The organism is Marinifilum flexuosum, assembly GCF_003610555.1.
GTDB lineage: Bacteria > Bacteroidota > Bacteroidia > Bacteroidales > Marinifilaceae > Marinifilum > Marinifilum flexuosum.
The window spans coordinates 906053-922278 of the sequence record NZ_RAPQ01000008.1 but is presented as its reverse complement, the minus strand read 5'-3'; the positions used below and the strand labels follow the sequence as shown (position 1 = coordinate 922278).

The 16226-nt window shown below is 35.8% G+C and carries 14 protein-coding genes; 9 read left to right on the top strand and 5 right to left on the bottom strand.

The annotated features are described in order from the left end of the window. The first annotated feature begins 12 nt into the window (after positions 1 to 12). The 4 genes from BXY64_RS04055 (at position 13) to BXY64_RS04040 (ending at position 3004) form a co-directional block, all read left to right on the top strand. A complete protein-coding gene (locus BXY64_RS04055) occupies positions 13 to 1302 on the top strand; it encodes a type IX secretion system plug protein (protein WP_120238655.1) in 1290 nt (429 codons plus the stop codon). 133 nt (positions 1303 to 1435) lie between these two features. After that, a complete protein-coding gene (locus BXY64_RS04050) occupies positions 1436 to 1792 on the top strand; it encodes a hypothetical protein (RefSeq protein WP_120238654.1) in 357 nt (118 codons plus the stop codon). Between the two features lie 21 nt (positions 1793 to 1813). Next, positions 1814 to 2788 carry a biotin synthase BioB gene (bioB, locus tag BXY64_RS04045; protein ID WP_120238653.1) on the top strand — a complete coding sequence of 325 codons (975 nt, stop codon included), beginning with the start codon at positions 1814 to 1816 and terminating at the stop codon, positions 2786 to 2788. Positions 2789 to 2824: 36 nt separating this feature from the next. Continuing rightward, positions 2825 to 3004: a hypothetical protein gene (locus BXY64_RS04040; RefSeq protein ID WP_147375885.1), complete on the top strand. Its 180-nt coding sequence runs from the start codon at positions 2825 to 2827 to the stop codon at positions 3002 to 3004. Between the two features lie 110 nt (positions 3005 to 3114). Here BXY64_RS04040 and BXY64_RS04035 read toward each other — a convergent pair whose 3' ends face one another. Genes BXY64_RS04035 through BXY64_RS04025 form a run of 3 tightly spaced genes read right to left on the bottom strand, consistent with a single transcriptional unit; the run spans position 3115 to position 5664 of the window. Further along, positions 3115 to 3825: a LytR/AlgR family response regulator transcription factor gene (locus tag BXY64_RS04035; RefSeq protein ID WP_120238651.1), complete on the bottom strand. Its 711-nt coding sequence runs from the start codon at positions 3823 to 3825 to the stop codon at positions 3115 to 3117. Further along, entirely contained in the window at positions 3806 to 4879 is a 1074-nt protein-coding gene (locus tag BXY64_RS04030; RefSeq protein ID WP_120238650.1) for a sensor histidine kinase, read from the bottom strand. Before BXY64_RS04030 ends, BXY64_RS04035 begins: the two co-directional genes overlap by 20 nt. Next, positions 4876 to 5664: a hypothetical protein gene (locus BXY64_RS04025; RefSeq protein ID WP_120238649.1), complete on the bottom strand. Its 789-nt coding sequence runs from the start codon at positions 5662 to 5664 to the stop codon at positions 4876 to 4878. The genes BXY64_RS04030 and BXY64_RS04025 overlap by 4 nt, the downstream gene beginning before the upstream one ends. A gap of 234 nt (positions 5665 to 5898) precedes the next feature. Here BXY64_RS04025 and nhaC point away from each other — a divergent pair, with 234 nt between their 5' ends. The 3 genes from nhaC (at position 5899) to BXY64_RS04010 (ending at position 9928) form a co-directional block, all read left to right on the top strand. Then, on the top strand, positions 5899 to 7338 hold the full coding sequence (gene nhaC / locus BXY64_RS04020) for a Na+/H+ antiporter NhaC (protein ID WP_120238648.1): 1440 nt from the start codon (positions 5899 to 5901) through the stop codon (positions 7336 to 7338). 251 nt (positions 7339 to 7589) lie between these two features. Then, positions 7590 to 9221 (top strand): L-glutamate gamma-semialdehyde dehydrogenase, encoded by a 1632-nt coding sequence (gene pruA / locus BXY64_RS04015; protein WP_120238647.1) that lies wholly within the window; start codon positions 7590 to 7592, stop codon positions 9219 to 9221. Positions 9222 to 9619: 398 nt separating this feature from the next. Next, entirely contained in the window at positions 9620 to 9928 is a 309-nt protein-coding gene (locus tag BXY64_RS04010; protein WP_120238646.1) for an FtsB family cell division protein, read from the top strand. A 498-nt stretch (positions 9929 to 10426) separates the two neighbouring features. Here BXY64_RS04010 and BXY64_RS04005 read toward each other — a convergent pair whose 3' ends face one another. Both BXY64_RS04005 and BXY64_RS04000 read right to left on the bottom strand, forming a co-directional pair. Continuing rightward, positions 10427 to 11695, bottom strand: coding sequence for a glycosyltransferase (locus tag BXY64_RS04005; RefSeq protein WP_120238645.1), 1269 nt, complete (start codon positions 11693 to 11695; stop codon positions 10427 to 10429). 239 nt (positions 11696 to 11934) lie between these two features. After that, a complete protein-coding gene (locus tag BXY64_RS04000) occupies positions 11935 to 12522 on the bottom strand; it encodes an OmpH family outer membrane protein (protein WP_120238644.1) in 588 nt (195 codons plus the stop codon). A gap of 260 nt (positions 12523 to 12782) precedes the next feature. Here BXY64_RS04000 and BXY64_RS03990 point away from each other — a divergent pair, with 260 nt between their 5' ends. Then, entirely contained in the window at positions 12783 to 13694 is a 912-nt protein-coding gene (locus BXY64_RS03990) for a proline dehydrogenase family protein (protein WP_120238642.1), read from the top strand. Positions 13695 to 13807: 113 nt separating this feature from the next. Further along, a complete protein-coding gene (locus tag BXY64_RS03985; RefSeq protein WP_120238641.1) occupies positions 13808 to 16222 on the top strand; it encodes a TonB-dependent receptor in 2415 nt (804 codons plus the stop codon). The last annotated feature ends 4 nt before the right edge of the window (positions 16223 to 16226 follow it).

Genomic DNA, 16226 nt, shown 5'->3' with positions numbered 1-16226 from the left:
ATACATATCAATATGCGTAAAATTTTCCTTATATTATTCATCTTCAATTTGATTTCAATTTCAACAACTTACTATGCTTTTGGATCTGATTTTGATCTAACATATCGCAATGAAATCAAGAAAAGTAGCATTCATACTGTTCAAATTTTTCCAAGGGGATGGGAACTTGCCCCACCGATAATCGAACTTAAAGGAGATAATCAGCTCCTTTTTTCCTTTGACGAAATTAAAGAAAATATTCAAGATTACTCTTATAGAATTATACATTGTGATAAAAATTGGCACAATTCAGAGCTAAGTGAATTTGATTTTTTAGATGGTTTCTCTGAAAATCAGATTACGGATTACGAGCACTCTTTTAATACCAATGTGCATTACATTCATTATAGTCTGAAAATTCCAAACGATGACATCAGCCTAAAATTATCTGGCAATTACATTATTGAAGTATTTGAAGATTTCGATCCTGAAAAAGTAGTTATTCGACAACGCTTTATGGTTTTGGATTCGAAAGTAGAAATCAAAGGAATTGTAAAACATCCTGTTTCTATTGAAAAAAGAGAATCCCACCAGGAAGTTGATTTTAGTATTTTTCATCCCAATTTTAAAATTGACAACCCTCAACTCGATCTGAATGTTATCCTTACACAAAACAATCGCCTTGATGGAACTGAAAAAAGATTAAAGCCAATTTTCATCCGCAAAAATGAATTGGTATTCGATTACGAAGATGAAAATATATTTCCGGGAGGAAACGAGTTCCGCAATTTCGACTTAAAAAGCATGAGGTATCAAACCAGATTTATTCGAGAAATCACAAGAGAAAACGATACTACATCGGTATTGCTGTCGCCAGGAAACAATCGCCATTTTAAGCAATACATTTTCGAACAAGATATCAATGGCAATTACCTGGTAGAAGTGCAAGAACGTGATATCCCGGAAACAGAAGCTGATTACGCTTACATCACATTTACACTGCCAATGGACAATGAATTAAAGCATGGAGACTTTTATGTGCATGGCAATTTCAACAACTGGCAATGCAACAAGCGAAACAAAATGCACTATGATTTCGACAAGGGAGCTTACGTCTCAAAAATATTCATGAAACAAGGATATTACAATTATCAATTTGCACTACTTGATCACAACACCAAAATTCCTGACACCGGATATATAGAAGGAAACCATTGGGAAACCGAAAACGACTATGTGATCTATGTTTATTATCATGATATTGCATTGAATTACGATATGCTGATTGGATACAAAACCATTAAATCCACTGCCAGATTCTAATCGTAAAGATGTTGCATGCAAGGTCTCTACCAACATGTTGTAGAAACACTTCTAAAAAGAAAAAAAATAATACTTTTGACTCCGAAATACCAAGATTCATTATCTTGTGTTTTTCAAATTAATACAAATAATTATGACGTCTGTACAAAAAATCGGTAAGCAAAAATCAGATTTGCAGGTATTCAGAAGATGGAGCAGAAAATCATATGCTGCATTTGCAAGCATGAATCAGGAAATTAAAATTTCCAACATGAATGCAAGTTACAACCTATTGGTTCCATCGAAAGAATCTGGCTTTTCGGGATTTTGTTTTTTACCAGAAAACGGGCGGGATAAAAATGAGGTAGATGATCCGGATTTAATAACATCCGAGATTATTGAAATGCTGGTGATACAAAACGAAAGTAGAAAAATCACCAATGGGAAAGAGTCCGGCTTAGTGTCGAATAAGATTCTTTCTGCTCAAAAATTATCCTATCCTAAAAATTAAATTGACTAGAAAAATCTTATTATGACTGACATTAGAAACAACTGGACTCACGAAGAAGTTAAAGAAATTTACAACCTGCCATTGCTTGATTTGGTGAATCGTGCTGCTAACATTCACAGAAAATATCACGATGCATCGAAAATGAACATGAATACTCTGATTTCGGTTCGTACCGGAGCATGTTCGCAAGATTGTAAATACTGTGCACAATCAGCAAGATACAATACCCATGTAAAGCCTGAAAAATTAAGCTTAGAGCAAGTTTTAGAGGAAGCAAAATTCGCCAAAGAAAATGGTGTAAAACGCGTTTGCCTTAGCTCGGCTGGTCGTGATGGAAACCGTGATGATCGTTTCGATGAAATTGCTGAAATGATTACTGAAGTAAAAAAAATGGGCTTAGAAGTTTGTTGTACCATGGGAATGATCAACAAAGAGAAAGCTCACAAATTGGCAGAACTTGGTATTACCGCAGTGAATCACAATATCGATACTTCGGAGAGACATTATCCAAACATTACAACTACACGTACTTACTCGGAAAGATTGGAAACTCTTGCTAACCTTCAGGAAGCAGGAATTCAATATTGTTCTGGTGGGATTCTTGGAATGGGTGAAAACGACGAAGACCGAATTGAAATGCTTCGCACTTTGGCAAATCAGGATAAGCACCCGTATAACGTTCCCTTGAACTCACTTGTGCCAGTAGAAGGAACTCCTTTTTATGGAAAGGAAACCATTGGAATTTTCGAAATGGTTCGTGCCATTGCAACGGCTCGTATCTTAATGCCAAAAACCGTTGTTGCTTTTGCGGCGGGTAGAACTCACTACAGTCAGGAAGGACAAGCACTTTGTTTCCTTGCCGGTGCAAATTCAATTTTCTTTGGAGATAAATTGCTTACTGTGGATAACATGACCATTAATGAAGATGAGCATTTGTTGAGACAACTGGGATTGACTCCTACAAAATACCATGAGTTGACAACTTTGGAGGAGTAATATTGTTTGTTATTACCGTTGCACATTGAAAAACAGTTGGTAGAATTTGAAAGTAAGCATTCCGACTCGGAAAGTAAGCGTTCCGACTTCGGAAGTAAGCATTCCGATTCTGAAAGTAAGAGTTCCGACTTTGAAAGTAGGCATTCCGACTCTGAAAGTGGCGTTCCGACTTCGAAAGTAGGCATTCCGCCTTCGAAAGTAAGCATTCCTACTTAGGTAATTACAATTTCCTTAGTCCGTTAATACGATAAATATAAAATAAGCTCGCTTTAAGATCTTTAACTTTTAGCGAGCTTTTATTAATCCTTGAAATAAAATTTAAAAACTTATTTCTTTATAAGCTGCATCAATTGATCGATATATGAATTTGCAATTGGTACCATCTGCTTGGCAATGCAAACCTGATTTCCTTCCAGATAATCAATTTTTCCAAGATTAATTATAAACGAGCGATGAATGCGCATAAAGTCATTTGATGGCAACTTGGTCTGAAAGTGTTTTAAGGTATCGTGAATTACCAGGCAATCATCCTTCCTGTGCAGTTTTAAATAATCCCCATCCGATTCAATGTAGTTCAGTTCCGAAGGTTTTAACAAGTAGGTTTTCTTATTCGATTTTACCAAAATGGTTTCTTCCTGATTTTCTTGCTTCTCTCCTACCTTCTCCTGTAAGGACAGGAATTTATTTACCGATCGTAAAAATCTCTCAAAAGAGAATGGCTTTAAAAGGTAATCCAAAGCATTCAAATCAAAACCTTCAACTGCATACTCGGGGTAAGCTGTGGTAAATATTACCTTGGGTGATTGATCCAAACTTTTCAACCACTCAATTCCGTTCATTTTGGGCATGTTAATATCCAAAAACAACAAATCTATTGCTTCCTTTAGTAAGATTTGATTTGCCTCCAAAGCGTCATTGCAAATGGCTTTTAGCTTTAATTGAGGACAATCCTGAAGGTAAGATTCCAATATCTCTTGCGATAAAGGCTCATCCTCAACAATAATGCAAGTGTATATTTTATTGGTGGTTTGGTTCATGGTTTAGGTCGATTTTAAGGGCTACAGTAAATTCATCTTCTTGTTTCGATAAATTTAACTCATGTTTATTTGGGTATAGTGAATCCAATCGGCTTTTTACATTTTCAATCCCAAATCCTCCAATTGGGTCAATTTCCTTAGAGGATTGTTTTGGAATGGAATTTCGTAAATTCATTTCTAACTGCTCGTCTTCAATTCTAATTTTCAAATCAATCACATCTCGTTCCAACTGATTTAAACCTCCATGCTTAAAACTATTCTCAATAAATGGGATCATTAAAAAAGGAGCAATTTTCTGAGCACCAAGTTCCCCTTCAATCATGTACTGAATTCGAGTCTTATTTTTGCACCTCAGTTTTTGTAATTCCAGGTAGTTGGTGATGTAGCTAATCTCCTTTTCCAATTCTACATACTCATCGTTGCTTTCGTAAATCATGTAACGCATTAAGTCGGATAGTTGAAGAATGTACTTTGGTGTTTCATCTGATTTTTTTCTGGCCAAAGCGTACAATGAATTCAGGTTATTGAATAAGAAATGGGGATGAATATTGGTTTTCAAGGCCAACAATTCGGTTTCCGATTGTTTTTGTTTCAACTCTACCAACTTCTTCTCGGCCTCAATTACTCTAAACCACGATTTCGAAAGTTTCAACAATGTGCTTAATCCAAGGTAAACGATACTGAATTTTAAAAGTTCATTTATCTCATAGGAAGAAATAAAGAAATAATCGGGAGCAATGAAATCGCTTAAATGTTCGAATGTAAATTCATTTAAGTAAGCAACCGCAAGCCACAAACCAATAAAAGCAATGGCATGCAATACGTATTTCTCCTTCTTTAATAAATACGGAATCAGTAACAACACATTTACATATACCCCAAATAATAAGCTGATATGAAATAGTGCTGTATAAACCATATCGATCTTTGAAACCTCTTCCTGCAAAGCGAAGAAATGAACCAGCGTATAGAATGAAAGTGTCCAAAACAGGAAGTGGTGGACTAACCTGTTTTGGATTAACTTACTTAGCTTTTTTTTAATTCGATCTATCATTTTATTCTTTTCAAAATCAAAGCCTCATCCGGATCGTTAAACATCTTCGAATCAGCAAATTTTATCAGGAACTTTTGAATATCTTCTGTAGGTGCAGTTATAATAACATCATCATCGCGTTCGATGTACTCAACGCGAACACGATTGCTTTTTAATAGCTTCTTAAAGTCATCTGGTTCAATTGAATTTAAAACTAACTGATCTTCTTTAACCTCTATTCTAAAAAACATATGAGTAGGAAGAAGCATACCTATTGCTGGACTTTCCGCTAGTTTTTCTTCCAAGAAGACATCGTTGGGTATAACATCCAAAAAATAATTACCATTTAATTTAGATAGTACCCCATCAAAAATGCTGGTATCTTTTTCGAAGAATATTTTAATCTGATAATGCTTTCTTGTATCAGGATACAAATAATGTATAATTTGTTTGTGATCCAATGCTCCATTAACAACTAACTGACCTGTTATTGAGTCTTTATTCACAGAAACACCTGAATTTGGTTTGTATTTAACCTTTAATTTCGATCCTACCTTGTGCTTTAATTTGGAGACAGATTCCATTTTTTCTAGCATATCTGCCATGTCTGTTGTATCCACAATTGTAGTAATCTCGTATCTGGTTTTATCTTCATCGACCCATACCCCATCCAATTCATCCAAGTGCACTCGGTCGCTATCGGTATATAAAGGGTGCAATGAACTCACCACACAAGATTGTGTAGCCACAAGAAGAATGATAAAAATTCCAAAAAGTTTTATTCTTTTAATCTGTTCTGTTTTCATGATTATTGTTTTAGTGAAACATTTGTCCTATTGATCATGATCTACTATCAAAATAAAGGAATCAATACTTCAATCTAAAATTCTTTCGATGTTTGCCATGCTTATTTCGGTAGATAGCAAAACAATTTCGATTTCGTTTCAGATTATAAATTTAACAAGTGTTATTGTTTTATATTCCATTTCAGCATGATTTTTTGTAAGTTCATGAGCTCTTACTAACCCAAAACCCAACTCATGGCCCAAACCAACAAATCTCTTTCGCTTGGAGAAGCTTTAATTCCCATACTATTATTAATTGTATTACTTAGTATCAACGCCATTGTTTTTGGTGATGTAGCCATTGAAGGGGCTAACCAATTTTCCTTATTGATAGCTGCTGCGATTGGAGGAATTATTGCCTTGCGCCAAGGTAAAGGTTGGGATGATTTACAGAAAGGTTTTGTAAAAAGTATCGGTACGGCAATGCCTTCCATGTTAATCTTATTACTGATTGGCTCCTTAGCAGGCACATGGATGATATCGGGCGTCGTTCCTGCCATGATCTATTATGGCCTGGAATTCCTGAATCCAAAACTGTTCTTGATGCTATCAGTAATAATATGCGCTATCGTTTCGGTGGTATCAGGATCGTCATGGTCAACCATTGCCACCATTGGAGTTGCACTACTGGGAATTGGAAATGCCATGGAGATTAATCCTGCTTTGGTTGCAGGGGCAATTATTTCGGGCGCATACTTTGGGGATAAAGTTTCTCCCTTATCCGATACCACCAACCTGGCTCCTGCCATGGCCAATGTCGATTTGTTTGTTCATATTCGCTACATGATGTACACAACCGTACCATCAATATTAATAACACTGGTAATATTCCTTATTATAGGATTCACCAAACATGGCGAAATCGATCCGGAAAGTATTCAACAAGTGCAATCAGCCATTAAAGCAAACTTCACCATTACACCATGGTTGTTTTTGGTACCTATATTATTATTTGTAATCATCAGCAAAAAGGTTCCTGCATTGCCAGCCATATTTGCCGGTACATTAATAGGTGGGATATTTGCCATTATCTTTCAACCACAAATCATCAATCAATTATCGGATAGCACCTCATTTGTGCAAGCAAGCTACGATGTGGTTATGAAATCCATCTTTACGGATATCAGTGTTCCGGTTGATAACGAAAACATACAAGATCTGTTATCAACTGGTGGTATGAAAGGAATGCTAAATACAATTTGGCTGATATTAACGGCTATGGTATTTAGTGGTATCCTGGAAACAGCAGGCATATTAAAGAAGATAACGGAAACCATGCTGAAGGCGGTTCACTCAACAGGTTCGCTGGTAACCACTACTGCTATTAGTTGTGGATTCTTAAATCTAACTGCATCCGATCAGTATATATCTATAGTGGTAACAGGAAGAATGTTTGCAAAATCATATCAAGATCAGGATTTAAAACCTGAAGTTTTGAGTAGAACTTTGGAAGACTCTGGAACGGTTACTTCGGTATTGGTGCCTTGGAACACTTGTGGTGCTGCTCAGGCAGGAGCACTGGGAGTAGCCACAGCAGCTTTCGCACCTTTCTGCTTTTTTAATATTATCAGTCCCTTTGTGACCATTGCCATGGCCTACCTTAATATAAAGATCAGAAGAATATCTAAAAGCTAAATTATTTTAAGCCATCTGGAAAACTTATAGACTGTTCGACGATTAGAAGGTTAGACTATTAAATCGTTAGGCTTTTGATATCATAAGTTGGAAATTAACATCAAAACCCTAATTCTTGTGAACATCTTAAGCTGAATGTTTTCATGTAATTTTTAAAGCATGATAATACTCATAAATCAGGAATTGATTTTTTTTTAGATTTGTTGAGAGACTTAAAAATGAAGAAAATTAACCCTTAAACAATTATTATCATGCCAAAAGGTATATACAACGTTCCAACTGCTACTAACGAGCCTATTTTCTCATATGCACCTGGAACTCCTGAGAGAGCTGAATTGCAAGCTACACTTAAACAAATGCGTTCTGAAGTGATTGATGTACCTATGTATATCGGTAACGAGGAAGTAAGAACAGACAACTTGTTTGCAATGACTCCTCCACACGATCACAAACATGTGTTGGGACACTACCACCAAGGTGGAAAGGAACATGTACAAATGGCTATTGATGCTGCATTAGCTGCTAAACCAGCATGGGAAAACCTAGCTTGGGAGCATCGCGCATCTATCTTCTTAAAAGCTGCTGAATTAATTTCTGGTCCTTACCGTATGAAATTAAACGCTGCTACTATGTTGGGACAATCAAAGAATGCTTTCCAGGCTGAGATCGACTCTGCTTGTGAGATTGCTGATTTCTTGCGTTTCAACGTTCAGTATATGACTGAAATTTACAAGCAACAGCCAATGTCATCGAAAGGTGTTTGGAACCGCGTTGAGCAACGTCCATTAGAAGGATTTATTTTCGCATTAACTCCATTCAACTTTACTGCTATTGCTGGTAACCTTCCAACTGCTCCTGCAATGATGGGTAACACTGTAGTTTGGAAGCCATCTAAAACTGCTGTTTATTCAGCTCAGGTTTTAATGGAAATATTCAAAAAAGCTGGTGTACCTGATGGCGTTATCAACTTGGTATACGTTTCTGGTCCTGCTGCTGCTGACGTAATTTTCAACTCTCCTGATTTTGCTGGTATCCACTTTACTGGATCAACTGGTGTATTCCAGGACATTTGGAAAACGATTGGTAACAACATCCACAAATACAAGTCGTACCCACGTATCGTAGGTGAAACTGGAGGTAAAGATTATATTTTCATGCACCCAACTGCTGATGCAAAAGAAGTTGCAACAGGTATTACTCGTGGTGCTTTCGAATATCAAGGACAGAAATGTTCTGCTGCTTCTCGTGCTTATATTCCAGCAAGCAAATGGGATGAAGTATTGAAATTTGTTCAGGAAGATCTTGCTAAGATCAAGACTGGTGGAACTGAAGATTTCACAAACTTCCACAATGCGGTTATCGATGAAACTACATTCGACAAGTTAGCATCTGCTATTGACGATGCTAAGGCTTCTCCTGATGCTGAAATCGTTGCTGGTGGCGAGTATGATAAGTCGGTAGGTTACTTTATCAAGCCAACTGTAATTCAGGCTAAGAAAGCTGATTACATTACAATGGAAGAAGAATTATTCGGTCCTATTATTACAATCTTTGTTTACGAAGATGATAAGGTAGACGAAACTTTAGATATTCTTGATCAGACTTCTATTTATGCATTAACTGGTGCTATTTTCGCTGGTTGTCGTTACGCAATCGAAAAGCTAGTGAAGCGTTTAACTCACACTGCTGGTAACTTCTATATCAACGATAAGCCAACTGGTGCTGTTGTTGGTCAGCAGCCATTCGGTGGAGGTAGAGGATCAGGTACTAATGATAAGGCTGGTTCTATGATTAACCTATTGCGTTGGGTTTCTCCAAGAACTATCAAGGAATCATTTGTTCCTCCTGTAGATTATATGTATCCTAACTTTAAAGAAGACTAGGACTGAGAAACAGTTTTAAATTTATCCTTCAGCTTTTTTATATGAAAAGATGAAACCTAACTTCGTTAAATTCTATTTAAATAGAACCACTATTTGCATAAAATTTGCCTTGTTATCTTTCATTTATCATCGATAAAAAATTCTAAAAACAAATTTAAACTGTTTCATAAAATATTGGATAGTTAAGCCGGACTTGCTCCGGCTTCCAATGACATGATTTATTTTGGATAAAAACGATCGGAGTTTCTTCGGTCGTTTTTTTATTGGAATTGCATCTCACTATTGTTATTGCCTGTAAAGACATAGCAATGCTACGTCTCTACTAATACACAAATTTTCTACTTTTTCACCTTTCTACTTTTATTCTTTATTTGTAATTTAGCCGGAAAGACAAACCTATGATTCTTAAACTCGCTAAAAAATACATTCCTCAGATAATCAGAAGTAAATATGTAATTGCTTTCCTGATTTTCTATGTTTGGTTATTCTTTGGCGATCAGCATTCCATTTGGGAAAGAAAAGAATATGAGTCTAATATTGAAGCTCTCGAAAAAGAGAAAGCTTACTTTCTTGAAAAAATAGAGAAGGACAAAAAAAGAATTCACGAGCTAAAAACCGATAAAGAAAACCTCGAAAAGTTTGCCCGTGAGCAATACCTCATGAAGAAGAAGAATGAGGATATCTTTATTTTTATTGAAGAAGATTAATGCTTCTCAATACCAAATTCCCTATTCTAAACAATTCAATTCTACCTTCGAAAATCTATACCAAAGTTTCTGTTCAAAAACTTACTATAGGTATTTTCCAATTTTACCTATAGTATGTTTCCAAAAGATACTATAGTAAGTTTTCGACATTTAGTATACTAAGTTTTTGATTTTAACCTTAACTCTTTATTTCAACAAGCTATTTTTCTACTAACTAAAGCTCATGAGCATTCATGATTTAAAGAGAAATGAGAGTTTCGGTGCTCTACACCTATAAAAACGTCTAAATTAACTGACTATAAATCTTAGGCAGCGCTGCTGCTTTTCTCAATATTACAAACTAAATTACTATGGGACGGAGCACCTATATATTTGTAGAAAATTTGAATATGAAATACAAAAGATACAGCGTACCGTTATTTTATCTAATTAGACTTGTAGAATCAAAAAAAGAGAGCTTTTAAACTCTCTTCTCTATATTATTTCATAGTTCTTATATTAATTCTCTTTCTCGTAGGTTCTGTAAATATCCAACAACTCTTTGGCTGAATAGATGCCTTTGGTATTTATTCCCAAATCGGTTAACAACTGCTTGGCACAAACCACAATGCTTTCCTCATCAATAAATTGCTCGTGTACATTATTCAGGTACTTCAACACCTTAAAGGCATTAAAGGCACCAAAGAATTTCTTTCTGAAGGTATCAATCGATGCACAGTTTTTATTGATTTCATCCAATGCTTCGAAGAAATTGTCTTCTTTCAAATAACTACGAACAGAACCTGGCAATTGCACCAACAAATCGTTCAAATAGGTTTCGTAATCCACCCCAAAGAAATCATCCACCTTATCGAAGAATACTTTTAGTTCTTTAAAGGCTGAGTAATTATAGGTTTGGTAATCGATTATTTCCTCATCAACAAAAGTTGAAACAGCTTTTCCTGTTCCAAATGGTACACGATCTGATACCCTTGGCGATGGGATAACACGTGTGGTTTTAATCTCGTAAAACTTCCCTAGTGGGATAATTTTCTGCAAGAAATAAAAATCCTCACCAGCCTGTCGGCGATTCATTCCTCCTTGCTTGATGTATGCACTAGCAGATACTGCAAAACTAGAACCAACCGTATGGTATGCATGTGGATGTCCCGCATAACGCATGGCAAGCATGTAATATCTCAAGTACAATTCGTACTGAGCAATGGCATCGTAAATTTGCTGATCGAACTCCTCTCCTTCCAATGGGTGCTCGTAGAATATATTTGCACCGTTGGCTTTAGGATATTTTTTAAAGAGCTTCTCAATTTCTACCAAATAGTTAGCATCACAAGTTGAATCAGCATCGAAACCAGTAATGATTCCGTTTGCTTTATCAATTTGATTGAATCGAGCTACTGCCTCATCCATGGCAATTTTCCTTGCAAAGCCTACTCCTGCAAACTTTCTTTTTAGCTTTGGCTGATGAATTAAAAAGAATTTCAGTTTCTCATCTTGATGCGTTTCCATCCATGCTGTAGCATCGGCAATGGTTTTTGCATTCTGATCCAATGCTTCCTGCTCAGTCTGTTCTCCTGAATTTACAATTACAATTACTTCAACTACTCCATTGGGTCTGTCGCAACTCCACAATGCTTCCAGACTTGGAATCAAATCTGGTTCATCGTAACAAGGAATTGTTACAATCATATTCAAATTCTCATCAACCGGTGTTGTAATGTACTCAGGGTACATTCTTTGTTTCTTCAGGTATTTATCAGCAAAAGCCATATTTCTATTTTAGATACGAAGCGCAAATATAAAAAACTTCATGATTAAGGGGAAATCACCGAAAGGAATGAGAAGACTAAATAATTAGTAAATGAGTAAATGAAGAGTGAATGAATGGGATTAAAATTCCTTACTTCATCATGGACTTTTCAACTATTCTACTTTTTGACTTTTCCAGACAAAAGAAAGGGCAGATAGCTAATCAGCCATCTGCCCTTTCTACTTTTATAAATCTTCAATTATTTTGCTTCAGTAGTATATCTTGCATTTAAGCCATCGATAACTTCCTTAGTAATGTCTAAACCATCTTGTGATAACAATACGTTTCCACCTTTGGTAGTGCTTAAAATTAAGCTGTAGTTATGAGATGCATTGTACTCTTTCAAATAGTTGGTAACGCTATCGAATAAACGTTTGCTATTTGCTTGTTGTTCGCCCATTAACTCTGCGCTTAACTCACGATCTAATTGCTGTAAGTTTTGTTGCTTGGCAATTAATTTTTGCTGAGCTTCTTCTGCTCTTTGGCGAGTTAAAAAGCCATTGTTTTGAAGTTTACGCTGAAATTCAACTGCTTCTTTCTCTAATTTCTGAGCTTTAAAGTTAAAATCAGTACGCGAATCTTCTTGTTTCTTCAAAAACTTCTCATTCAAATCACGTGAAAAGTTATAGTTGCTTAGTAATGAATCCGTGTTAATGTATACAACAGCTCCTTCTCCAGCTACAGTTTTCACATCTTTCGATTCTCCTTTACCAGAGAACTGAACAAAGTAAAGAATTGCAACAGCAACAACTAACACAGCATTTAATGCAACAGATAAATTTTTCATAGGTATTTAGTATTTAAATTTTCTAAGTTTTATTTGAACACCATTATGGTATTCCCATTTTTTGATTTTGCCTAACAAATATAACTTTTATAAGTAGACTAAAAAATTCCTGGCATTCAATTTTAAAATCGCCTACACATTAATCATCATCAAATATCCAAACATTTTGATATGCTGATAAACATCATTCTTTTTCTACTTTATACTCTATACATTGTGAACTACAATTATCAAACGTATATCACTAAATTTTTAACTCAATGTTCAATAAACTTATAGCGGCAACCCTACCCTATATGCCTAAAAAATTGGTTTGGATATTCTCGAAAAGATACATTGCAGGAGAAACCATCTCTGATGCAGTAAGAGAATCGAAGAAATTAAATGATCAGGGAATTAAAGTAACCGTTGATTTATTAGGAGAATTCATTAAAAATCTTGATGAAGCTACCGAAAATAAAGAAGCTTACCTGGAAATTATCGAAACCTTTGAAGCCAACAAGATTGATGGTAACTATTCGGTTAAACCAACTTTCTTTGGCCTATTGCTTGACGAGGAAGTTTGTTACCAAAACATCCGAACTGTTGTAGCAAAAGCTGCTGAATACAATAATTTTGTGAGAATCGACATGGAAGATTCTCCTTGTGTTGACAAAGAAATCAGCATATTCAGAAGGTTAAAGAAAGAATTTCCTAAGAATGTAGGACTTGTTGTTCAGGCTTACCTTAAGAGAACTCTTAACGATTTGAACAACATGATGGACATGCAAAACGGTGTTTCAAAATTAAACTACCGCTTGTGTAAGGGAATCTATGTTGAGCCTGAAGAGATTGCTTACAAAAAGTACGAAGAAATCAACGAGTATTTCCTTAAGGATTTGGATTTCATGTTTAAAAATGACGTGTACCCAGGAATTGCAACTCACGACAAACCTTTGGTTGATGGTGCATACAAGCTTATTGAGAAGTACAATGTTCCGAAGGATAAGTATGAGTTCCAGATGTTATATGGCGTAACACCTGAGCTAAGAAAATCAATTGTTGAGAAAGGACATACCATGAGAGTTTATGTACCCTTTGGAAAAGATTGGTTTGGATACTCAACGCGAAGATTAAAAGAAAACCCAAAAATGGCTTCCTTGATTATAAAAGCATTATTTAATAGAGGGTAATGAGCCCAAGTTATAAAAAAAGATCACCTAAGGGTGATCTTTTTTTTTGTTTCAATACGTGTAAGCAGGTTCTTGGTTGTCTCACTTAAGATAGCTAAACTAAAATTCAATAAATGAAAAAAAGTATGTATAGGGGAATTCTGCTTTGGTTAATATTGATCATACAGACAAGTCGTATTTTGGCTGCGGAAAAACATACCATTAGTGGATATGTAAAAGATGGTGCTAATGGGGAAGCATTGATTGGCGCAACCATTAGTATTGCTGAACTAAGCTTAGGTACAGTCACCAATGAATATGGTTTCTACTCACTCTCAGTAACACCAGGAAAATACCAGGTTCAATTCAGTTTTATAGGATATACTCCTGTCGTAAAAGAGTTAATCCTGAATGAAGACAGAACTTTCAATATCGAATTAAAATCAGATGACATTCAACTGAATGATGTTGTGGTAACTGCTCAAAAAAAGGATCAGAATGTAAAATCTATTCAGATGAGTGTTGAAAAAGTGCCTCTTCCAATGGTGCGCAAATTACCTCATTTTCTTGGGGAAGTTGATATCATTAAAACATTACAGATGCTTCCAGGGGTAAGTACCGTAGGCGATGGTAGTTCCGGTTTTAATGTTAGAGGTGGAGGAACCGATCAGAATTTAATTCTTTTGGATGAAGCTCCTGTATATAACTCATCGCATTTATTCGGATTCTTTTCTGTTTTTAATGGTGATGCGGTTAAGGATTTTCAACTGTATAAAGGAGGAATACCAGCTCAATATGGAGGAAGATTGTCTTCGGTATTGGATGTTCGCCAGAAAGAGGGGAATAGTAAGCGATTTTCAGGAAGCGGGGGAATCGGTCTTGTTAGCAGCAGATTAACTTTAGAGGGGCCCATAAAAAAAGACAAGACCTCATTCATGTTATCGGGAAGAAGATCTTATGCTGATGTATTGCTAAGAATAAACCCTAAAATGCGTGACAACATCGTTTACTTCTATGATTTAAATGCAAAAATCAATCACAAATTCAACGACAATAACAGATTATACATTTCTGGTTATTTTGGGAATGATGTTTTTAAATTCGGCAAGCAATTCGATTCTCATTGGGGGAATAAAACAGCAACGGTACGTTGGAATCACCTGTTCAGTAAAAAGTTATTCTCCAATTTTACGGGGATTTACTCCAATTTTGATTACTCCATTTCGGTACCGGAAGGAACAATGGGCTTCGAATGGAAATCAAGCATTCAGAATTATAACCTAAAGGCAGACTTCTCTTATTTCCCAAATCCGGATATGAAATTGAAATTTGGTTTTGGAAGTATTTACTATCAATTTAATCCAGGAAAATTAAACCCAGTAAAAAATTCGGTATTAAAATCCAGCAAACTGGAAAAGGAAAATGCACTAGAATCTGCGGCATACTTTAATATGGAACAAAACTTGGGACCAAATTTGAGTGTGCAGTATGGTTTAAGAGCTAGTAACTTTACAAGTTTGGGTGAGAAAACAGTATACTCTTACGAAACCAACAAACCTAAAGAAAAGGAAAGTAGCATAGGTTCAAAAAAATATGAAAGGAATGAGATAATTGAAAATTATTTTGGATTGGAACCTAGAGTTGCCATCAAATATTCACTTTCCGATGTTAGTTCCATAAAAGGTAGTTACAATAGAACTCGACAATACATTCATAGAATTTCGAATACAACAGCTCCAACTCCTTTAGATATTTGGGTGCCTGCAGGGAAGCATATTAAGCCTGCCAAAGTAGACCAATTTGCATTAGGGTATTTCAGGAATTTTGGTAACAACACCTGGGAAACATCTATTGAGTTGTTCCATAAGAATTTTCACGATTTGGTGGAGTACAAGTATGGAGCTCAACTTCTCCTAAACTCAACCTTAGAAACAGAATTGCTTACTGCAAAAGGACGAGCTTATGGTCTGGAGTTGAGTATTCGCAAAAAAGAGGGAAGGCTAACCGGTTGGGTAGCCTATACACTTTCTCGTTCGGAGAAGAAAGTTCCAGGATTAATGAACGCAAGTTCAGGTGAAATGTATCCGTCTACACAAATAAACAATGGAAAGTATTTTCCGGCCGATTACGATAAAACTCACGATTTAAAAATTGTTGCCAACTATGAATTGAGTAAAAGATGGTCTTTTGCTACAAACTTTATTTTAATGAGTGGTCGACCAATTACCTATCCATATGGAAAGTACGAGTTACAAGGGAACACCTATGCACATTACATCAATCGAAACCAGCATCGTTTACCAACTTATCACCGTCTAGATATTTCATTCACCTACCAATGCAAAAAAAAGAAAAAAGATCAAAGGTGGCAGGCCAGCTGGAATTTTGGGATAACCAACCTTTACAGCAGACACAATGCCTACTCTGTTTATTTCAAGGAAAGTGATGACAACTGGAATGGTTATAACAAAGGAAATAAAATGGAAGCCTGGCAATTTTCAATTATAGGAAGACCAGTTCCAACCATTACATACAATTTTAAATTTTAATCTT

Bases quoted from the DNA above. Each gene is read 5' to 3' on its own strand.
- BXY64_RS04055 (WP_120238655.1), top strand. From the start codon at position 13: ATGCGTAAAATTTTCCTTATATTATTCATCTTCAATTTGATTTCAATT.
- BXY64_RS04050 (WP_120238654.1), top strand. From the start codon at position 1,436: ATGACGTCTGTACAAAAAATCGGTAAGCAAAAATCAGATTTGCAGGTA.
- bioB (WP_120238653.1), top strand. From the start codon at position 1,814: ATGACTGACATTAGAAACAACTGGACTCACGAAGAAGTTAAAGAAATT.
- BXY64_RS04035 (WP_120238651.1), bottom strand. From the start codon at position 3,825: ATGAACCAAACCACCAATAAAATATACACTTGCATTATTGTTGAGGAT.
- BXY64_RS04030 (WP_120238650.1), bottom strand. From the start codon at position 4,879: ATGATAGATCGAATTAAAAAAAAGCTAAGTAAGTTAATCCAAAACAGG.
- BXY64_RS04025 (WP_120238649.1), bottom strand. From the start codon at position 5,664: ATGAAAACAGAACAGATTAAAAGAATAAAACTTTTTGGAATTTTTATC.
- nhaC (WP_120238648.1), top strand. From the start codon at position 5,899: ATGGCCCAAACCAACAAATCTCTTTCGCTTGGAGAAGCTTTAATTCCC.
- pruA (WP_120238647.1), top strand. From the start codon at position 7,590: ATGCCAAAAGGTATATACAACGTTCCAACTGCTACTAACGAGCCTATT.
- BXY64_RS04010 (WP_120238646.1), top strand. From the start codon at position 9,620: ATGATTCTTAAACTCGCTAAAAAATACATTCCTCAGATAATCAGAAGT.
- BXY64_RS04005 (WP_120238645.1), bottom strand. From the start codon at position 11,695: ATGGCTTTTGCTGATAAATACCTGAAGAAACAAAGAATGTACCCTGAG.
- BXY64_RS04000 (WP_120238644.1), bottom strand. From the start codon at position 12,522: ATGAAAAATTTATCTGTTGCATTAAATGCTGTGTTAGTTGTTGCTGTT.
- BXY64_RS03990 (WP_120238642.1), top strand. From the start codon at position 12,783: ATGTTCAATAAACTTATAGCGGCAACCCTACCCTATATGCCTAAAAAA.
- BXY64_RS03985 (WP_120238641.1), top strand. From the start codon at position 13,808: ATGAAAAAAAGTATGTATAGGGGAATTCTGCTTTGGTTAATATTGATC.